Source organism: Pantoea trifolii, from assembly GCF_024506435.1.
Taxonomy (GTDB): domain Bacteria; phylum Pseudomonadota; class Gammaproteobacteria; order Enterobacterales; family Enterobacteriaceae; genus Pantoea; species Pantoea trifolii.
Map to the genome: position 1 here is coordinate 2,652,113 of NZ_JANIET010000001.1, position 18,757 is coordinate 2,670,869.

20 protein-coding genes and 1 other annotated feature are annotated in these 18,757 nt (G+C 55.8%); of the genes, 17 read left to right on the forward strand and 3 right to left on the reverse strand.

Translation table 11 applies throughout. The features are described from left to right. Positions 1–110: 110 nt before the first annotated feature. Positions 111–1,469 (reverse strand): APC family permease, encoded by a 1,359-nt coding sequence (locus NQH49_RS12365; RefSeq protein WP_256696823.1) that lies wholly within the window; start codon positions 1,467–1,469, stop codon positions 111–113. A gap of 372 nt (positions 1,470–1,841) precedes the next feature. Further along, positions 1,842–3,257, reverse strand: coding sequence for a glutamine synthetase family protein (locus tag NQH49_RS12370; protein ID WP_061717698.1), 1,416 nt, complete (start codon positions 3,255–3,257; stop codon positions 1,842–1,844). Positions 3,258–3,470: 213 nt separating this feature from the next. Here NQH49_RS12370 and puuD point away from each other — a divergent pair, with 213 nt between their 5' ends. The 3 genes from puuD to NQH49_RS12385 are packed head-to-tail and all read left to right on the forward strand — an operon-like array spanning position 3,471 to position 6,091. Continuing rightward, the gene (puuD, locus tag NQH49_RS12375) at positions 3,471–4,235 is read left to right on the forward strand and encodes a gamma-glutamyl-gamma-aminobutyrate hydrolase (protein ID WP_256696824.1); all 765 of its coding nucleotides are present in this window, start codon (positions 3,471–3,473) and stop codon (positions 4,233–4,235) included. Next, a complete protein-coding gene (gene puuR / locus NQH49_RS12380) occupies positions 4,232–4,789 on the forward strand; it encodes an HTH-type transcriptional regulator PuuR (RefSeq protein WP_008104818.1) in 558 nt (185 codons plus the stop codon). The genes puuD and puuR overlap by 4 nt, the downstream gene beginning before the upstream one ends. A gap of 24 nt (positions 4,790–4,813) precedes the next feature. Then, positions 4,814–6,091 (forward strand): NAD(P)/FAD-dependent oxidoreductase, encoded by a 1,278-nt coding sequence (locus tag NQH49_RS12385; RefSeq protein ID WP_137386093.1) that lies wholly within the window; start codon positions 4,814–4,816, stop codon positions 6,089–6,091. A gap of 102 nt (positions 6,092–6,193) precedes the next feature. Here NQH49_RS12385 and NQH49_RS12390 read toward each other — a convergent pair whose 3' ends face one another. After that, the gene (locus tag NQH49_RS12390) at positions 6,194–7,021 is read right to left on the reverse strand and encodes an SDR family oxidoreductase (protein WP_256696825.1); all 828 of its coding nucleotides are present in this window, start codon (positions 7,019–7,021) and stop codon (positions 6,194–6,196) included. A 176-nt stretch (positions 7,022–7,197) separates the two neighbouring features. Here NQH49_RS12390 and hisL point away from each other — a divergent pair, with 176 nt between their 5' ends. The 14 genes from hisL (at position 7,198) to NQH49_RS12460 (ending at position 18,755) form a co-directional block, all read left to right on the forward strand. Next, positions 7,198–7,245, forward strand: coding sequence for a his operon leader peptide (hisL, locus tag NQH49_RS12395; RefSeq protein WP_100396937.1), 48 nt, complete (start codon positions 7,198–7,200; stop codon positions 7,243–7,245). Then, positions 7,221–7,342, forward strand: a sequence feature (His leader region). It overlaps the preceding gene by 25 nt. A gap of 53 nt (positions 7,343–7,395) precedes the next feature. Beyond that, positions 7,396–8,295, forward strand: a complete 900-nt coding sequence (hisG, locus tag NQH49_RS12400; RefSeq protein ID WP_008104821.1) for an ATP phosphoribosyltransferase — start codon at positions 7,396–7,398, stop codon at positions 8,293–8,295. A 4-nt stretch (positions 8,296–8,299) separates the two neighbouring features. Then, complete coding sequence (gene hisD / locus NQH49_RS12405; protein WP_256696826.1) at positions 8,300–9,607, forward strand: histidinol dehydrogenase; 1,308 nt, start codon at positions 8,300–8,302, stop codon at positions 9,605–9,607. Next, on the forward strand, positions 9,604–10,680 hold the full coding sequence (gene hisC, locus NQH49_RS12410; protein WP_256696827.1) for a histidinol-phosphate transaminase: 1,077 nt from the start codon (positions 9,604–9,606) through the stop codon (positions 10,678–10,680). Before hisD ends, hisC begins: the two co-directional genes overlap by 4 nt. After that, on the forward strand, positions 10,677–11,744 hold the full coding sequence (hisB, locus tag NQH49_RS12415) for a bifunctional histidinol-phosphatase/imidazoleglycerol-phosphate dehydratase HisB (RefSeq protein WP_256696828.1): 1,068 nt from the start codon (positions 10,677–10,679) through the stop codon (positions 11,742–11,744). The genes hisC and hisB overlap by 4 nt, the downstream gene beginning before the upstream one ends. After that, positions 11,744–12,334 carry an imidazole glycerol phosphate synthase subunit HisH gene (gene hisH, locus NQH49_RS12420; protein ID WP_008104825.1) on the forward strand — a complete coding sequence of 197 codons (591 nt, stop codon included), beginning with the start codon at positions 11,744–11,746 and terminating at the stop codon, positions 12,332–12,334. The genes hisB and hisH overlap by 1 nt, the downstream gene beginning before the upstream one ends. Beyond that, positions 12,334–13,071, forward strand: a complete 738-nt coding sequence (hisA, locus tag NQH49_RS12425; protein WP_256696829.1) for a 1-(5-phosphoribosyl)-5-[(5-phosphoribosylamino)methylideneamino]imidazole-4-carboxamide isomerase — start codon at positions 12,334–12,336, stop codon at positions 13,069–13,071. The genes hisH and hisA overlap by 1 nt, the downstream gene beginning before the upstream one ends. Continuing rightward, positions 13,053–13,829, forward strand: a complete 777-nt coding sequence (hisF, locus tag NQH49_RS12430; RefSeq protein WP_137386100.1) for an imidazole glycerol phosphate synthase subunit HisF — start codon at positions 13,053–13,055, stop codon at positions 13,827–13,829. Before hisA ends, hisF begins: the two co-directional genes overlap by 19 nt. Beyond that, entirely contained in the window at positions 13,823–14,434 is a 612-nt protein-coding gene (hisIE, locus tag NQH49_RS12435; RefSeq protein WP_256696830.1) for a bifunctional phosphoribosyl-AMP cyclohydrolase/phosphoribosyl-ATP diphosphatase HisIE, read from the forward strand. Before hisF ends, hisIE begins: the two co-directional genes overlap by 7 nt. Positions 14,435–14,726: 292 nt before the next feature. Further along, the gene (locus NQH49_RS12440) at positions 14,727–15,869 is read left to right on the forward strand and encodes a type II toxin-antitoxin system HipA family toxin (protein WP_256699410.1); all 1,143 of its coding nucleotides are present in this window, start codon (positions 14,727–14,729) and stop codon (positions 15,867–15,869) included. Then, a complete protein-coding gene (locus NQH49_RS12445) occupies positions 15,866–16,201 on the forward strand; it encodes a helix-turn-helix domain-containing protein (protein WP_256696832.1) in 336 nt (111 codons plus the stop codon). The genes NQH49_RS12440 and NQH49_RS12445 overlap by 4 nt, the downstream gene beginning before the upstream one ends. After that, entirely contained in the window at positions 16,188–16,664 is a 477-nt protein-coding gene (locus tag NQH49_RS12450) for a YbaK/prolyl-tRNA synthetase associated domain-containing protein (protein ID WP_256696833.1), read from the forward strand. Before NQH49_RS12445 ends, NQH49_RS12450 begins: the two co-directional genes overlap by 14 nt. Positions 16,665–16,730: 66 nt before the next feature. Continuing rightward, positions 16,731–17,528 (forward strand): ABC transporter substrate-binding protein, encoded by a 798-nt coding sequence (locus NQH49_RS12455; RefSeq protein ID WP_256696834.1) that lies wholly within the window; start codon positions 16,731–16,733, stop codon positions 17,526–17,528. A gap of 111 nt (positions 17,529–17,639) precedes the next feature. After that, positions 17,640–18,755, forward strand: a complete 1,116-nt coding sequence (locus NQH49_RS12460) for a succinylglutamate desuccinylase/aspartoacylase family protein (RefSeq protein ID WP_256696835.1) — start codon at positions 17,640–17,642, stop codon at positions 18,753–18,755. Positions 18,756–18,757 lie beyond the last annotated feature (2 nt).

Here is an 18,757-nt window from a genome sequence, read left to right on the forward strand (position 1 = left end):
ATGGGGGAGGAAGATGCTGCTATATGCTAGATCAGGCGTTGCATGTGGCAGCGTCTCCTTCCCCCGCTTGCGGGGGAAGGCCGGGATGGGGGACAGCGACGTCGATCAAATCACACTTCTTCGCTGAACTGCGGAACCGGGTTGCGGAAGGTACGGGTCACAAACGCGAGGTAAATAATACCAATCGCCGCCCACACCAGGCCGAGCACCATTGAGGTCTCTTCCAGGTTAATCCACAACGCACCCACTGTCAGGGCGCCCATCACCGGCAGCACCAGATAGTTGAGGTGATCTTTCAGCGTCTTGTTACGCTTCTCACGGATCCAGAACTGCGCAATCACCGACAGGTTCACAAAGGTGAATGCGACCAGCGCACCGAAGTTAATCAGCGCAGTTGCGGTGACCAGGTCGAAGTTGATTGCCAGCAGCGCCACACCGCCTACCAGCAGCACGTTCAGTGACGGCGTGCGGTAAGTCGGGTGAATGAAGCCAAAGAAACGCTGTGGGAATACGCCATCACGGCCCATCACGTACATCAGACGCGAAACGCCTGCGTGCGCCGCCATACCGGATGCCAGCACCGTCACCACCGAGAAGATCAGAATGCCAATCTGCAGCGCTTTACCCGCCACGAACAGCATGATTTCTGGCTGTGAAGAGTCCGGATTGGTGAAGCGTGAGATGTCCGGGAAGTACAGCTGCAGGAAGTATGAGACACCGATAAAGATCACACCACCAATCAGCGCGGTGAGGAAAATCGCGCGCGGGATAGTGCGTTCAGCATCTTTGGTCTCTTCTGACAGCGAACTGATACCGTCAAAGCCGAGGAACGAGAAGCAGAGGATGGTCGCACCGGTAATCATCGGTACTACGTGCGCATTCTCAGACCAGAACGGTTTGCTGCTGGTCAAGGTTCCTGCGCCAACACCGTGTGCCACACCGTAAATCACCATGCCGGTGATCACTACCATCACCACCACTTGCAGCACCACGATCACGCTGTTGAAGTTGGCAACGGTTTTGATTCCACGCAGGTTAGAGATGGTCATAAAGGCCACCAGCAGCACCACGAAAATCCACGACGGAATGCCCGGTACCAGCGTCTCAAAGTAGCTTTTCGCCAGCAGGATGTTGATCATCGGCATGAACAAGTAGTCCAGCAGTGATGACCAGCCCACCATAAAGCCGACGTGCGGACTGATTGCCTTCTGAGCATAGGTGTAAGCGGAGCCCGCAGATGGGAAGCGGCGTACCAGCTTGCCGTAGCTCACGGCAGTAAACAGAATCGCGATCAGGGCGAAAGCATAAGCGGTGGCGACGTGGCCGTCGGTCAATCCAGACACGATACCGAAGGTATCAAACAGGGTCATTGGCTGCATATACGCCAGGCCCATCATGACAACCGGGATCAAGGTCAGGGATTTTTTCAGGTGTGCACGCTGAGGTGCGGCAGAGGTGTTAAGCGACATTGTTCAGGCCCCCGCAGACGACAACCGCGATCGGTTGGGCTACAGGGCTACTGCGCAATTTGCTGCAGTGAGAAGTGATATAAGAGTTTGCGATTGTCGCGGCGCCGTAGTCATCACGGAAGCGAGAACCAGCCTGCGCTGGTGCAATGTTAAACAGTCCCATCTTTGTTTTCCTCAAATCTCACGCACAAGCGTGTTTGTCAGTATCTATCTATCCGGATGCGTGTCCGGCCTCGTTTGAAAGTCAGTGAGTACATCATGCAAAAAAATAACCGACGGGATAAGCGTCGGTTATGTTTCTCATTTTGCAGGGCGCGTATTTTGCCCCAACTTATGCCATCGGCACAAGACGTTAGATCAAATCTTCCTGCGTCAGGCGTTCTTCAGCATCCAGTCGATTTCTGTTGAGGTGATTAAGCGCTCAAACTGCATCAATTCATACTGTTTGCAGCTGTGCCACACGCCGCTGAAACGCTCGCCCAACAGCTTCTGCAGCGGGTAGCTATTCTCGAATTCATACAGCGCATCGCTCTGCCGAATCGGTAATGCCAGCCCTTCTGCTTCATGTCCATTGCCCTGCACCGGATGCGGTAAGGGTAGCTGATTATCCAGACCGTGCAAAATACCGGCAAGAATAGTTGACACCACCAGATAGGGATTTGCATCCGCGCCAGCCACGCGATACTCAATGCGATGGTTATCCGCATCGCCACAAGGCACGCGCAACGCGACCGTGCGGTTGTTATGTCCCCACGACGCCTGCAGCGGTACATAGGCTTCCGGCAGGAAGCGGCGATAGGCGTTCACGTTCGGCGCCAGCAGCGCCATCGAAGCCGGCATTAAATCGATCATGCCCGCCAGCGCGCGTTTCATCAGCGGCGAATCGCTACCGTCATCCAGTGCGAAGGCGTTGTGATCGGCGGCATCCAGCATGCTGATGTGCACATGCATGCCGCTGCCCGCGTACTCTTCGTAAGGTTTAGCCATGAATGTGGCGGTCATGCCGTGATTTTCCGCCACCTGACGCACCAGCCGTTTCAGCTGAATGGCGTGGTCGCAGGCTTTCAGCACGTCGCGCGTATGATGAAGATTAATTTCGAACTGACCGGGCGAAGCTTCCGCTAGTGCGCCATCGGCGGGAATGCCTTGCAACTTGGCTAAATGGTCGATATCCCGCAGCACGTCGGCGAAGTGATCGAGATTATCCACCGAATAGACCTGGCTCTGCATGTTACGTTCATCACTGCCCGGTGAGCACGGCGGCTGAATAAAACCTTCGGCATCGCGCTTTTTATCCACCAGATAGAACTCCAGCTCTACCGCTACCACCGGGAATAATCCTCGATTGCGCAGCTGTTGCCACAGCCGATTGAGGACATTACGGGGTTCAACGTCAAAGGGAGTGCCATCTTGGTTACACATGGTCAGCAACAGCTGGGCGATGTGCGTGGGATCGGCGGCAGAGGGAATTAAGGTTCCGGGAACCGGCATGCAGAGGTGGTCGGGTTCGCCCAGTGACTGACCAAGTCCGGCGTCTTCGACGGTATTACCGAGAATATCCATCGCGAAAACGGAGGCCGGGAAGTAACACCCTTTTTCCAGTTTTGCCAATGCGGAGATGGGAATGCGTTTACCTCGAAATACCCCATTTAAATCATTAAGAAGAATATCGACATACTGCGTTTCAGGATGGCGTTCCAGCCAGGTTTTGACCTCCAGCTGGAACGCGCTTGTTCGTTTCTCTTCACTGTGTCGTGTGAAGTCTTCTACTTCTACGAGGTTCGTCATGATCCCACCCGCCCTTTACCGTTTAATATTGGTGCGCGTAATGCTCAAAATAACAGCCACTCCTCTAACATAGCTCTAACGCAAAAAGTGTGCAAATGTAACAAATCTGTTTGAAGAACACTCAACTGGTTGCTAGATTGACAAAATATTGCACACTTTACAGGCCAGCCGCGCATTTCCGGCGAAAATATTGAACAGCAACGCGGAGACGTTATGGGCATTATTTTTGACAAGCCCTTGATTGGCGTAGTGATGTGCCAGAACTTTATCGGCAGCCATGCGGGGCAAACGGTTCACAACAAATATCTCGACGCTATCGTGCTCGCCGGTGGCGTGCCGCTGCCATTGCCGCATCAACTGATGCAGGCGCCTCATCTATTAGAAAACAGTATGACCGTGCTGGATGGCATTTTGCTGACCGGCAGCCCCAGCAACATCGAACCCTGGCATTACGGCGAAGACGGTAGAGAAGCGCATGCCGATCCGGCGCGCGATCGCCTCGCCTTCGGGCTTATCACCCATGCGACCGGTAAAAAGATGCCGATGTTCGGCATCTGTCGTGGCCTGCAGGAGCTGGTGGTGGCCAACGGCGGTGCGCTGCATCGCCAGCTGCATATGACACATTTATTCCAGGAGCACCGCGAAGACGATGCGCTGCCGCTGGAGAAGCAATATGCGCCGGTGCATGACGTGCTGCCAGAAGTGGATGGCATGCTGAGCCAACTGCTGGGCAGCGCCGAACCCTTTGCGGTCAATTCGCTGCACGGACAAGGCATTCGCGAAACCGGCCCGCTGCTGCGCGTGGAAGCGCGCGCACCCGATGGTCTGATTGAAGCGGTTAGCTTGCCAAAGCACCCTTTCTCCCTTGCGGTGCAATGGCATCCGGAGTGGCATTCCGACCGCGATCCGATCTCACGCCGTTTGTTTACGGCCTTTATCCACGCCGCTGTCTGTTATCACAAGGAAAAACAGCCATGAATGATGCCACTCTGGCACCCGGACGTCGCTTATCGCAGATCCGGCAGGAGTTGGGATTGTCTCAGCGTCGCGTCGCTGAGTTATCAGGTTTAACGCACAGCGCCATTAGCACCATCGAACAGGATAAAGTCAGCCCGGCCGTCAGCACCTTACAGAAGCTGCTGAAAGTTTACGGGCTATCGCTGTCGGAGTTTTTCTCCGAACCTAAAATCAATGCCACGCCGCGGGTGATTGTGCGCCCGGAAGAGTGCGTGGAGATCGGCAGCCTTGGCGTATCGCTGATGCTGATCGATAACGGTGCCGCGCGACGCGCGCTGGCGATGCTGCTGGAGCGTTATGAACCCGGCGCCAGCACCGGCGAGAAGTTACGCCATCCGGGTGAGGAAACCGGCACGGTGCTGGAGGGTGAAATCACGTTGGTGGTGAATGGCCAGAGTTACCATCTCTATCGCGGTGAAAGCTATGTAATTGATACCGGCTTGCCGCACAGTTTTACCAATACCTCAGATCAGCCGTGTCGCATTGTTAGCGCGCATACGCCCGCCAATTTCTAAGGTTTCGCGCTTAAGGAGGATGTAATGCAACATGTGGGAAGTTATTACGCCGCTACCGCCAACGCGCATGAGCCGTGGCCGGAGCTGCAAGAATCAGTTCAATGCGATGTTTGCATTATCGGCGGCGGATTTACCGGACTTTCGTCCGCGCTGTTTCTCACCGAAGCAGGTTACGACGTGGTGCTGCTTGAAGCGGCGAAAATCGGCTTTGGCGCCAGCGGCCGCAATGGCGGCCAGGTCGTCAACTCCTACAGCCGTGACGTGGATGTGATTGAGCAGCGCTACGGCAAGCAAACTGCACAAATGCTCGGCAGCATGATGTTTGAAGGCGCGGAGATCATTCGCGATCGCATCGACCGATATGCCATCGCCTGCGACTATCGTCCTGGCGGCATTTTCGCCGCACTGAATCAGCGGCAAATGGGCCATCTGCGCAGCCAAAAAGCACTGTGGGCGCGCTACGGTAATCACGATTTGGAATTGCTCGACGAACGTGGCATTCGGCGCGAAGTGGCGACCGATCGCTACGTCGGTGGCTTGCTGGATAAACGCGGCGGCCATCTGCATCCGCTTAATCTGGCGCTGGGTGAAGCCGAAGCGATTCGCCGTCACGGCGGACGCATTTATGAGCAGTCAGCGGCGATTGAAGTGAAATACGGCGCACCGCATCGCATAAAAACCGCTAAGGGCGAAGTCAGCGCCACCTTCGTGATTTTTGCCGGCAACGCCTATTTGCCGTCGCAGCTTGAACCGCGCCTGACGGGCAAAAGCATGCCGTGCGGCTCGCAGATCGTCACCACCGAACCTTTAACGCGCGATCAGGCGCTGGGTTTGCTGCCGAACAATTACTGCGTTGAAGATTGTAACTATCTGCTCGACTACTTCCGCCTCACCGCCGATAACCGCCTGCTGTACGGCGGCGGCGTAGTGTATGGCGCACGCGAGCCGGATGACATCGAAGCGCTGATTCGCCCCAAGCTACTGCGCACCTTTCCGCAACTGCGTGACATCAAAATCAGCCACCGCTGGAGCGGCAATTTCCTGCTTACGCTGTCGCGCATGCCGCAGTTTGGCCAGGTTGAAAAGAATGCCTTCTTTATGCAGGGCGACAGCGGGCATGGCGTGACCTGTACGCATCTTTCGGGGAAGTTGATTGCTGAAGTGCTACGTGGGCACGCCGAGAGATTTGATGCGTTCGCAAAATTGCCGCATCTGCCGTTTCCAGGTGGGAGACGGTTTAAGGTGCCGCTCACGGCGATGGGGGCGGCATGGTATGCGCTGAGGGATCGGTTTGGGGTTTGATCTGCTGCGTGCTGATGCCCTCACCCCGGCCCTCTCCCACAGGGAGAGGGAGCAAAACATTCCCTCGCCCGCTTGCGGGAGAGGGTTAGGGTGAGGGGAAAATCATTCCAACGGCATTTTCATCGGGTCATCATAGGTGTACTCAAACCCCAGCTCATTAGCGATTTTCGAGCCATCAATCACCTTCCCGTTAGAACGCTCCGGCTCCGCCACAAACGTCGGCGGTTCCAGCCCCAGCTGCTTCGACACGCTGGGATAAAAGCTATCGCGCGACGGGTGTTTCGATGCACACAGATTGTAAATGTGCCCGCCTTTTGGGGTTTGCAGCAACAGGACAATCGCATCCACCACATCATCGAGATGCACCAGATTGACCGCATGACCGCCGTTTTCCAGCCCGGTTTTTCCTGCGAGGAAACGACCTGGATGACGATTCGGCCCCACTAATCCCGCGAGGCGCACAATATCCACGCTGGTGCCGGGCAGATCGTGCAGCCAGTTCTCCAGCTCCACCAGCGTTTTGCCGGCGACAGTTTCCGGCTGCAGTGGGCTGGTCTCTTTCATTACACCTTCGCCGCTGCCGTACACTGACGTTGAGCTGGTGAAAATGATGCGCGGGACTTTTTTCGCCAGCGCGGTGTCCACCACGTTCTGCACCGCCTGCATGTAATCTTCACCGCCTTTCACCGTGCGGCTAGCGGGTAACGTCACCACCAGCGCATCGACGGACATCAGCGTATCTAACTCTTCGGCTTCACACTCCAGCTCGGGCGTCAGCACCAGTTGGAAGGCTTCGATGCCACAGCGGCGTGCGGCGTCCACGCCATCCGGCGAGGTTTTACTGCCGGTGACCTGCCAGCCGCGTGCCGTTAGCGCCATCGCCAGCGGCATCCCCAGCCATCCCAGACCTACAATCGCGACCTTTTTCATATCGACTCCTGCTATGGGCTCACACTTCATCTTAGTGCGGCCAGATGTGCCAAACCAGCGCAAACTGTTTCGGGAGATTCCGGAAATTGACGGTTAAAAAAGGGTTGCCAATTGTCACCATCTTCGTTAGGTTATTCAGCACGCAAATGAATACTCATTCAGCAACGGAATTTACTATGACACGCGTTCAGTTCAACCACCATCATCACCATCATCCTGACTAGTCTTTCAGGCGATGTGTGCTGGGAGACGATTAGGATCTTCCAGTGGTGCGAACGCAAAGAGAGCCCCCGGAAGATCATCTTCCGGGGGTTTTTTTATGGGCGAACGCAAACCAACACGTTCAGACAGGATTGAATAAGAGGACAGGAACCATGTTAGATAACACCCGTATTCGCATAGCTATGCAGAAATCTGGCCGTTTAAGTGATGAATCACGCGAACTGCTGGCACGCTGCGGTATCAAAATCAACCTTCAGCAACAGCGTCTGATTGCGTTTGCGGAGAACATGCCGATCGACATCCTGCGCGTGCGTGATGATGATATTCCTGGCCTGGTGATGGATGGCGTCGTCGATCTCGGTATCGTCGGTGAAAACGTGCTGGAAGAGGAGCTGCTGAACCGTCGTGCTCAGGGCGAAGATCCGCGTTACTTCACGCTACGTCGTCTGGATTTCGGCGGTTGTCGCCTGTCGCTGGCAATGCCAGTTGATGAAGAGTACACCGGCCCGCAATGCCTGAATAACGCCCGCATCGCCACCTCTTATCCACACCTGCTGAAGAAATACCTCGATAAACAAGGCGTCGCCTTCAAATCCTGTCTGCTGAACGGTTCTGTTGAAGTTGCACCACGCGCTGGCCTGGCCGATGCGATTTGTGACCTGGTTTCAACCGGCGCCACGCTGGAAGCTAACGGTCTGCGCGAAGTCGAAGTGATCTACCGTTCTAAAGCGGTGCTGATTCAGCGCGACGGCGAACTGCCGGCCGCCAAGCAAGAGCTGGTCGACAAAATGATGACGCGTATTCAGGGCGTGATTAAAGCGCGTGAATCCAAGTACATCATGCTGCACGCGCCAAGCGAGCGTCTGGATGAAGTGATTGCGCTGCTGCCGGGCGCTGAGCGTCCAACCGTGCTGCCGCTGGCCGGTGATGTCAGCCGCGTGGCGATGCACATGGTGAGCAGCGAAACGCTGTTCTGGGAAACCATGGAGAAGCTGAAGTCGCTGGGTGCCAGCTCGATCCTCGTGCTGCCAATCGAAAAAATGTTGGAGTAACACCATGAGCACTCTGATGACACCCATTGATTGGCAGCAATGCAGCGCAGAGCAGCAGCAAGCGCTGCTGATGCGTCCGGCGATTTCGGCTTCAGAAAGTATCAGCCAGATCGTGCGTGACGTGTTGGTACAAGTGAAAGAGAGTGGTGATGCGGCGCTGCGTGAATTTAGCGCGCGCTTCGACAAAGCGCAGGTGGATAACCTGCGCATCAGCGCCGAAGAGATGCAAGCCGCCAGCGATCGTCTCAGCGACACGCTGAAGCAGGCGATGGCGGTTGCGGTGGCGAATATCGAGACCTTCCACAACGCGCAGATTCTGGCGGAAGTGGATGTGGAAACCCAGCCTGGCGTGCGCTGCCAGCAGATTACCCGTCCGGTGAAATCGGTGGGTTTGTATATTCCTGGCGGTTCCGCCCCGCTGTTTTCAACCGTGTTGATGCTGGCGACACCGGCACGCATCGCCGGTTGCGGTCGCGTGGTGCTGTGTTCGCCGCCGCCGATTGCCGATGAAATTCTTTATGCCGCACAGCTGTGCGGCGTGAAAGAGGTGTTTCAGGTTGGCGGCTCGCAAGCCATCGCCGCCCTCGCCTTCGGCACCGAAACTGTGCCGAAAGTGGACAAGATTTTTGGCCCAGGCAACGCGTACGTGACCGAAGCTAAACGTCAGGTGAGTCAGCGGTTAGATGGCGCGGCGATCGATATGCCGGCCGGTCCATCCGAAGTGCTGGTGATTGCCGATGAAGGCGCTACGCCAGCATTCGTGGCATCCGATTTGCTGTCGCAGGCGGAACACGGCCCGGATTCACAAGTAATTCTGCTGACGCCGTCGCTGCAACTGGCCGAAGGCGTGGCGCAAGCGGTTGAAGAGCAACTGGCGCAGCTGCCGCGTGCCGCTACCGCGCGTCAGGCGCTGGAAAGCAGCCGCCTGATTGTGCTGCGCGATTTGGATCAGTGCATCGAGATCTCCAACCTCTACGGCCCGGAGCACCTGATCATTCAGACGCGTCAACCGCGCGATCTGGTGGATAGCATTACCAGCGCCGGTTCGGTATTCCTTGGCGACTGGTCACCGGAATCAGCGGGCGATTACGCGTCTGGCACTAATCACGTGCTGCCGACCTACGGTTACACCGCCACCTGTTCCAGCCTTGGCCTGGCCGATTTCCAGAAACGTATGACGGTGCAAGAGCTGACGCCGCAAGGCTTCCTCAACCTTGCCGCGACGATTGAAACGCTGGCCGCCGCCGAGCAGCTGGAAGCCCACAAAAATGCCGTTACCCTGCGTGTTGCCGCGCTGAAGGAGCAAGCATGAGCCTGAATATTGAAGCGTTGGCACGCGCCAACGTGCGAGCGCTGACGCCGTATCAATCGGCGCGTCGTCTGGGTGGTAACGGTGATGTGTGGCTGAACGCCAATGAATTCCCGCTGCCGGTGCCTTTTGAACTGTCGCAGCAGACGCTGAACCGCTATCCGGAATGCCAGCCAAAAATTGTTATTGAGCGTTACGCCGCTTACGCCGGTTTGACGCCGGAGCAGGTTCTGGTCAGTCGCGGCGCGGATGAAGGTATCGAACTGCTGATGCGCGCCTTCTGCGAGCCGGGCAAAGATGCGATTCTGTTCTGCCCGCCAACCTACGGCATGTACAGCGTCAGCGCCGAAACCATCGGCATCGAATACCGTACCGTGGCGGCACTCGATGACTGGCAGCTAAATCTGCCGGCGATTGCCGACCAGCTCGACGGCGTAAAAGTCGTCTATATGTGCAGTCCAAACAATCCGACCGGCAACCTGATCAATCCCGATGACATTCGCGAGCTGCTGGAAACGACCGCCGGTAAAGCGCTGGTGGTGGCCGATGAAGCCTATATCGAGTTCTGCCCGGAAGCGACGCTGGCGGGCTGGCTGCAGGAGTATCCGCACTTAGTGATTCTGCGCACGCTGTCCAAAGCCTTTGCCTTGGCCGGATTGCGATGCGGCTTCACCCTGGCGAACAAGCCGGTGATCGATCTGCTGATGAAGGTGATTGCACCCTATCCGCTCGCCACGCCGGTGGCGGATGTGGCCGGACAAGCGCTGAGCGAGCAAGGTATTGCGCTGATGCGTCAGCACGTTGCCGAGCTGAACGCCAATCGTGCCTGGCTGTTTGAACAGTTGCCGCAGATTAGCGTGGTGCAACAGGTGTTCCCAAGCGAAACCAACTACATTCTGGCGCGCTTCACTGATTCGCCAAAAGTGTTTAAAACGCTGTGGGATCAAGGCATTATTCTGCGCGACCAAAACAAAAACCCCGGCCTTGCGGGATGCCTGCGCATCTCCATCGGCACCCGTAAAGAGTGCGAGCGCCTGATCGCCGCGCTGCAAGCCTTATCAGTGGAGCAAGCATGAGTCAGAAGATCCTTTTTATCGACCGCGACGGCACCATCATCTCTGAACCACCCACCGATTATCAGGTGGATCGCATGGAGAAGCTGGCGTTTGAGAAGAACGCCATTCCTGCGCTGCTGGCGTTGCAGGAAGCGGGTTTTCAGTTGGTGATGATCACCAATCAGGATGGCCTCGGCACCGCTAGCTTCCCGCAGGCCGATTTCGACGGCCCGCACAACCTGATGATGCAGATTCTCAGCTCACAAGGCGTGAATTTCAGCGACATCCTGATCTGCCCGCATATGCCAGAAGATAACTGCGATTGCCGCAAGCCGAAGACCAAAATGGTGGAAGCCTGGCTGGCCGCTGGTGCGCTCGATACCGCTAACAGTTACGTGATTGGCGATCGTCTCACCGATATTCAGCTGGCGCAGAATATGGGCATTCAGGGCCTGCGTTACGGCGCGGAAGGCGAAGATTGGGATGCGATTCAGGCGCGCCTGACCAAGCGCGACCGCTATGCGCTGGTGCAGCGCAACACCAAAGAGACGCAGATTAAAGTCGAAGTGTGGCTGGATCGTGAAGGCGGCAGCAAAATTAACACCGGCGTCGGCTTCTTTGATCACATGCTGGACCAGATTGCGGTGCACGGCGGTTTCCGCATGAACATCGATGTGAAAGGCGATCTCTACATCGACGATCACCACACCGTGGAAGATACCGGTCTGGCGCTCGGCGAAGCGCTGCTGAAAGCGCTGGGCGACAAACGTGGCATCGGTCGTTTTGGCTTCGTGTTGCCAATGGATGAGTGCCTCGCGCGCTGCGCGCTGGATATCTCCGGCCGTCCGCACATCGAATTCAAAGCCGAGTTCAGCTACCAGCGCGTGGGCGATCTCAGCACCGAGATGGTCGAGCACTTCTTCAGCTCGCTCTCCTACGCCATGATGAGCACGCTGCACCTGAAAACCAAAGGCCGCAACGATCACCATCGCGTGGAGAGCCTGTTCAAAGCCTTTGGCCGCACGCTGCGCCAGGCGATTCGCGTGGAAGGCAACACCTTGCCGAGCTCGAAAGGAGTGCTGTGATGAACGTGGTGATTCTCGATACCGGCTGCGCCAACCTGTCGTCGGTGAAGTGGGCGATTGAGCGCCTCGGCTACACGCCGCAGGTGAGCCGCGACCCGGATGTGGTGCTGCATGCTGACAAGCTGCTGCTGCCTGGCGTGGGCACCGCGCAGGCGGCGATGAACCAGCTGCAGGAGCGCGATCTCATCGACCTAATCAAAGCCTGCACCCAGCCGGTGCTCGGCATTTGCCTCGGCATGCAGCTGCTCGGTCGTGGGAGCGATGAGAACGGCGGCGTCACCACGCTGGGCCTGGTTGATGAGCCGGTCACGCTGATGGACACGCAGGATTTACCGCTGCCGCACATGGGCTGGAACCAGATCACCGCTAAAGCGGGCCATCATCTGTTCCGCGACATTCCCGATGGCAGCTACTTCTACTTCGTGCACAGCTACGCCATGCCGGTGAATGCGGCCACCATCGCGCAGTGCGATTACGGTCATCCGTTCACTGCCGCCTTGCAGAAAGATAACTTCTTCGGCGTGCAGTTCCACCCGGAGCGTTCGGGCAAAGCAGGCGCGCAGTTGCTGAAAAATTTCCTGGAGATGTGATGATTATCCCCGCATTAGATTTAATCGACGGCAAAGTGGTGCGCCTGCATCAGGGCGATTACGGCCAGCAGCGCGATTACGGTAGCGATCCGCTGCCGCGCCTGCAGGATTACCAACGCCAGGGCGCTGAAGTGCTGCATCTGGTGGATTTGACCGGCGCGAAAGATCCGGCCAAACGTCAGATCCCCCTGCTCACCACCTTACTGCGCGGCGTGAACGTGCCGGTGCAGGTGGGCGGCGGCATCCGTAATCGCGATGACGTGGCAGCGCTGCTGGCAGCGGGCGCTACGCGCGTGGTGGTCGGTTCCACCGCGGTGAAGCAGCCGGAAGACGTCAAAAGCTGGTTTAACGAGTTTGGCGCCGACGCCATCGTGCTGGCATTAGATGTGCGCATTGATGCCAACAACCGCAAAGAGGTGGCGATCAGCGGCTGGCAGGAAGCAGCGGGCGTAACGCTGGAAGAGGTGATTGGCTGGTATCAGCCGGTTGGCCTCAAGCATGTGCTGTGCACCGACATTTCGCGTGACGGTACGCTGAGCGGCTCCAACGTCGAACTGTATAAAGAAGTCTCTGCGGCCTTCCCGGACATCGCTTTCCAATCTTCGGGCGGCATCGGTTCGCTCGATGACATCGCGGCGTTACGCGGCAGCGGCGCGCAGGGCGTGATCGTCGGTCGCGCTTTGCTGGAAGATAAATTCACGGTTGCGGAGGCGATTGCATGCTGGCAAAACGGATAATTCCTTGTCTCGATGTGCGTGACGGGCAAGTGGTAAAAGGCGTTCAGTTCCGTAACCACGAAATCATCGGCGACATCGTACCGCTGGCGCAGCGTTATGCGCAGGAAGGTGCGGACGAGCTGGTGTTCTACGATATCACCGCCTCATCGGATGGCCGCGTCGTGGACAAGAGCTGGGTATCGCGCGTGGCGGAAGTGATCGACATCCCGTTCTGCGTGGCGGGCGGCATTAAGAGCGAAGAAGACGCGGCGCGCATTCTGCAGTTTGGTGCCGACAAGATTTCGATAAACTCGCCGGCATTAGCCGATCCTACGCTGATTACGCGTCTGGCCGATCGCTTTGGCGTGCAGTGCATCGTGGTGGGCATCGATACCTGGTTTGACGAAGCGAGCGGCAAATATCACGTCAATCAGTACACCGGCGACGAAGCGCGCACCAAAGTGACCACGTGGGAAACCCTGGATTGGGTGCAGGAAGTGCAGAAGCTGGGCGCGGGTGAAATCGTCCTCAACATGATGAACCAGGATGGCGTGCGTAACGGCTACGATTTGGTGCAACTGAAGAAAGTGCGCGATGTATGCAAAGTGCCGCTGATCGCCTCCGGCGGCGCAGGCACCATGCCGCACTTCCTTGACGCCTTTGAGCAGGCGAACGTTGATGGCGCGCTGGCGGCTTCGGTGTTTCACAAACAAATTATCAATATCGGCGAGTTGAAAAACTTCCTGATCGACAACGGTGTGGAGATTCGCGCGTGTTAACTGCAGAACAACTGGCCAGGCTGGATTGGGTCAAAACTGCGGGCATGATGCCCGTTATCGTCCAGCACAACGTTTCCGGCGAAGTGCTGATGCACGGTTATATGAACGAAGAAGCGCTGCAAAAAACCCTCAGCGAGGGCAATGTCACCTTCTTCTCACGCACTAAAAATCGTTTATGGACCAAAGGCGAAACCTCGGGCCACTTCCTGCAAGTGGCAAGCATCACGCCGGATTGCGATAACGATACCTTGCTGGTGCTGGCCAATCCGATTGGCCCAACCTGCCATCTCGGCACTTCCAGCTGCTTCTCACCGGCTGCGCCAGACTGGACGTTCCTCTATCAGCTGGAGCAACTGCTGGCTTCGCGCAAAAGCGCCGATCCAGAGAGTTCGTATACCGCGAAACTCTACGCCAGCGGCACCAAGCGTATCGCCCAGAAAGTGGGTGAAGAAGGCGTGGAAACCGCTTTGGCAGCAACGGTTAATGATCGTTACGAGTTGACCAATGAAGCGTCTGATTTGCTGTATCACCTGATGGTGCTGCTGCAGGACCAGGAGCTGGATTTGAGCACCATCATCAATAATCTGCGCGCGCGTCATAAATAGCAGATTGCGCAACATGCTGCTCAAAATTGGCTGATGAAGCGAAATTTGAGCAGCATCCTTCTCAAGGGAAGCAAAACGAACTAGAATTGAGCAATATGCTGCTCAAATAAGGTTTACCATGCTTACTATGCAGATTTATCTAGATGGATGCTGGCATGATGCCGCAGTGCTCGATTTCAAAGAGCCGCTCAAAGGCCGCGATGGCGAAGCCCTGCTTGCCTACGACTTCAACTATGCCGTTGATCATTTAGACCGCAACGATATTGCCAGCTGCAGCATTAACTATCCCGTAATGCTGATCGGCAGCCATTTTGCTAAACCCTGGTTTGGTTTTCTTGATGACATCATTCCCGCCGGTGCCAGCAGGCGTTACTGGATTACGCAGTTAGGTCTGCAAGGCAAACCTGCTAACGAGCAAGATTACATGCTACTGAAGGCTGGAACCATCGCGCCTGTTGGTAACCTGAGAATAAAAGAGTCACTGCCGCAGCTGCCGCCAGATAGCCAACTCAAAAGTCGTCGTTTTCCCGCCGAATGGGCGATCGAACGTGATACCGACTTTCTTGAGTACGCGCAGCAAATGGGCGCGGCCAGCGGTGGTGCAACGGGCGCAGGCGGTGAAGCACCAAAATTATTGTTGCGTCGTAATAGCAACAGCGAAGTGTGGATCGATACCTGGCAAGATGATCAGGTGAATCAAGACACACCTTATCTGGTCAAATATCCTCGTGGCGCACGCACGCCAATTGATTGCGACATTCTGCGAGCGGAATACCATTTTTACCATGAGCTATCTGCTCTTGGCGTAGAGACCATCGATACAAAGCAGATGCTGCTGTGCGAAGGCGAGCGCTACCCTTCCCTTTGGTTGCCGCGTTTTGATATGGCGTTTATCAAAGGTAAAAAAGCGCTGTATGGACTGGAATCCGTTTACTCAATGATGCAAAAAGCACCGGGCAGCTATCTCAACCATTTTGAGGTGATACGTTGTTTGGTGCGTACGCTGCCACTGGATACCGAGCAAAAAGCAGAATTGGTCATTGAATGGGTGAAACGCGACATGCTGAATATCGCCTTTGGTAATTCTGATAATCATGGCCGCAATAGCGCTATCTTGAAGAAAATAGACGGCATGTGGCTGGCGCCTGTTTATGATTTTGCCCCAATGAAAGCCGACCCGGAAGGCGTCGTACGCACCACACAATGGGGATCGCCGTATGAGGAAGGTGGCCATTATCAATGGCACCTCATTGCTCAGCAACTTAATGACCTGGTTTCTGCAGATGTTCTTCTTCTGCAACTCAGCGGACTAGCGAATAATCTGAAGGGTTTGAAAGCACGGCTTGCTGCACGTGGCGTACCACCATCAATACTGGAAATGCCGGGCATCGGCTTTAACTATCTGGATGAACGCATCGCGGGATGGCAATTATGAAAAAAAACATGTCGCCATTTGAGCGCGAAGCCTTATTACTAGAGCTGCTGCAGCAGTTTCTTGAAGAGAAATTCAGTCAGGGCACGTTGCTGATGCAACTGCGTAAAAAAGTGCTGGGTTTCTCTCAGGAGCGTTATGCGACGCTGGCAGGGATTAGCCGCCGTACGCTCTCCGATATTGAGCGGGACAAAGAGAGCGTCACCTTGACCATGCTAAATCGCGCTTTTAAGCCATTGGGTTTAAAACTCGGCTTGCTGCCACGTCAAACGCATATGATGCAGGCACTTCTTACTCAACTCACCCAACACGGAGAAGGCCATGACCACACATGAAAAACTGATAGCGCTGCTCGACCAGCATCAGGCGCGCTATCGCGTGATGGAGCATGAAGCGACGGGCAAGTGTGAAGCGGTGGCGGCGATTCGCGGAACTGAAGTTGGGCAAGGCGCGAAGGCGCTGGTGTGTCATGTGAAAGGTAACGGCATCAAGCAACATGTGCTGGCAGTGTTGCCTGCCGATCAACAAGCGGATCTCAGCAAAGTGGCAGCAGCGGTTGGTGGTCGACGTGCTTCATTGGCCTCACCGGCAGAAGTGGATGCGCTGACCGGCTGCGTGTTCGGCGCTATTCCCCCGTTTAGCTTTCATCCGGATTTACAGCTGGTGGTCGATCCGCTGCTGTTTGAACGTTATGACGAAATCGCCTTCAATGCCGGATTGCTGGAGCAATCAGTGGTGCTAAATGTTGCGGATTACCAGACGCTGCATAATGGTAACGTGATGAAAATAATCCTCTAATTGCCTTGCCAGGCCCTGAGCGGTACTCTTTCTGACTCAACATCACATCAAAAGAAGACCGATATTATGGCAATTTCTCGTTTAACCGCCCGCCTGCGTCAGACGCTGGCGCTGGCTGTACTGGCAGGTTGCGCATTTGGCGCGCAGGCAAAAATTGAACAGGTGCGTTTCGCGGTTGATCCTACCTATCCTCCTTTCGAATCCAAAACCCCGCAGGGCAAACTGATCGGTTTTGATATCGATCTCGGCAATGCGTTGTGTGAGCAGATGCAGGCCAAATGTGTGTGGGTGGAAAGCCAGTTCGATGGCATGATCCCGGCGCTGAAAGCGCGTAAGTTCGACGCCATCCTCTCTGATATGGGCATCACTGAAGAACGTCTGAAGCAGATTGATTTCACCGTGCCGCTTTACGACACCCATACGCAGCTGATTGCGCGTAAAGGTTCTGGCCTGCTGCCAACCGCTGAATCGCTGAAAGGCAAAACCGTGGGCGTTGAGCAAGGCACCGTGCAGGAGCGTTATGCGCTGGCAAAATGGCAGCCGCATGGCGTGCAGGTTGTACCTTATGGCGATCAGGCACAGGTTGAGAGTGATTTGATTTCGGGCCGTCTTGATGTGGTGTTTACTGATGCTGCCCAGGCCGCAAATGGTTTCCTGAAACATCCGCAGGGCAAAGATTTCGAATTAGCAGGCCCGATTGTGCAGGATCCAATTATTGGTCCGGGCACTGCGATTGGTCTGCGTAAAGGTGACACCGAACTGAAAACCGCGCTGGATAACGCGTTTGCCGAGCTTAAGAAGAACGGCACTTTCGATAAAATCCAGAAACAGTACTTCGCGACTGACATCTCTATCCAGCAGTAATCTTTTGGGCGGCTTTTTGCCGCCCTTTTCGCACTCAGCACTATAATTCCATCAGAAAATAAATCAGGCGTCGCTGAATGCGTGCCATGAATAAAGGACATCGATAGCGTTATGCAACAACAACATCATCCTCTATTAAGCGCCTCGCTGGGCACGCAACGCGAAATTGTCAGCTTCCACTTCGGCACGGATTCACAGCAACGCGTCTACATTCAGGCTGCACTACACGGCGATGAGCTGCCGGGCATGGCGGTGGCATGGTATTTGAAACAGAAGCTGTTAGCGCTGGAATCTGCGGGTCAGCTTAAAGCTAAAATCACGCTGGTGCCGGTCGCGAATCCTCTAGCGATGGGACAACACTGGCACGGTAGCCATCTCGGGCGTTTCCATACGTTATCAGGACAAGACTTTAACCGCCGCTTCCCGGCATTGGGTGAAGCCTTGGTTGAGGAACTCGCTGGCTCACTGACGCAAAGTGAATACGAAAACAAACGCCTGATCAGGGAAGCGATTGATCGCCATTATCGTGACCGCATTGCCCGCACCGAACTGGATGCACAACGCTTTACGCTAATGCGTATGGCGAGTCAGGCAGATTTAATGATTGATTTGCATTGCGACTGGGATGCGCTACCGCATTTGTACACTACGCCGCACGCGTGGCCGGACATTGAACCTTTGGCGCGTTGGTTAGGCAGTGAAGTGCAGTTGCTGGCGCAGATATCTGGCGGTGAACCGTTTGATGAGGCTTGCTGTGAGCCGTGGCTGACATTGGCAGAGCGTTTTGGTGATGAGTATCCGATGCCGCGCGGCTTACTGCCGGTGACGCTGGAACTTCGCGGTGTGGCGGATGTATCGCCAGAGCTGGCGGAGAAAGATGCTGACGCGATTATCAATGCACTGATTGAGGGCGGCTATATTGCCGGTGAAGTGGGTAAATCCCCTGCCCTGATTCATCCGGCGACGGCGCTGGCGGGATGTGAGTATATTCATGCAGCGCAATCTGGATTGGTGTTTTACCGACGTAATTTGGGCGAGTGGATTAAGGCTGGGGAAGTGGTAGCTGAGGTTGTTGACCCGATTACTGACCAGGTGATGCCGCTGGTGGCTGAGTTTGGTGGCGTGTTGTATGCGAGGAATTTGACCAGGTTTGTGACGGCTGGGATGTTGGTGGTGCGGTTGGCTGGGGAGAATGCGGGGAGACGGGGAGAGTTGCTGGTGGGATAAAA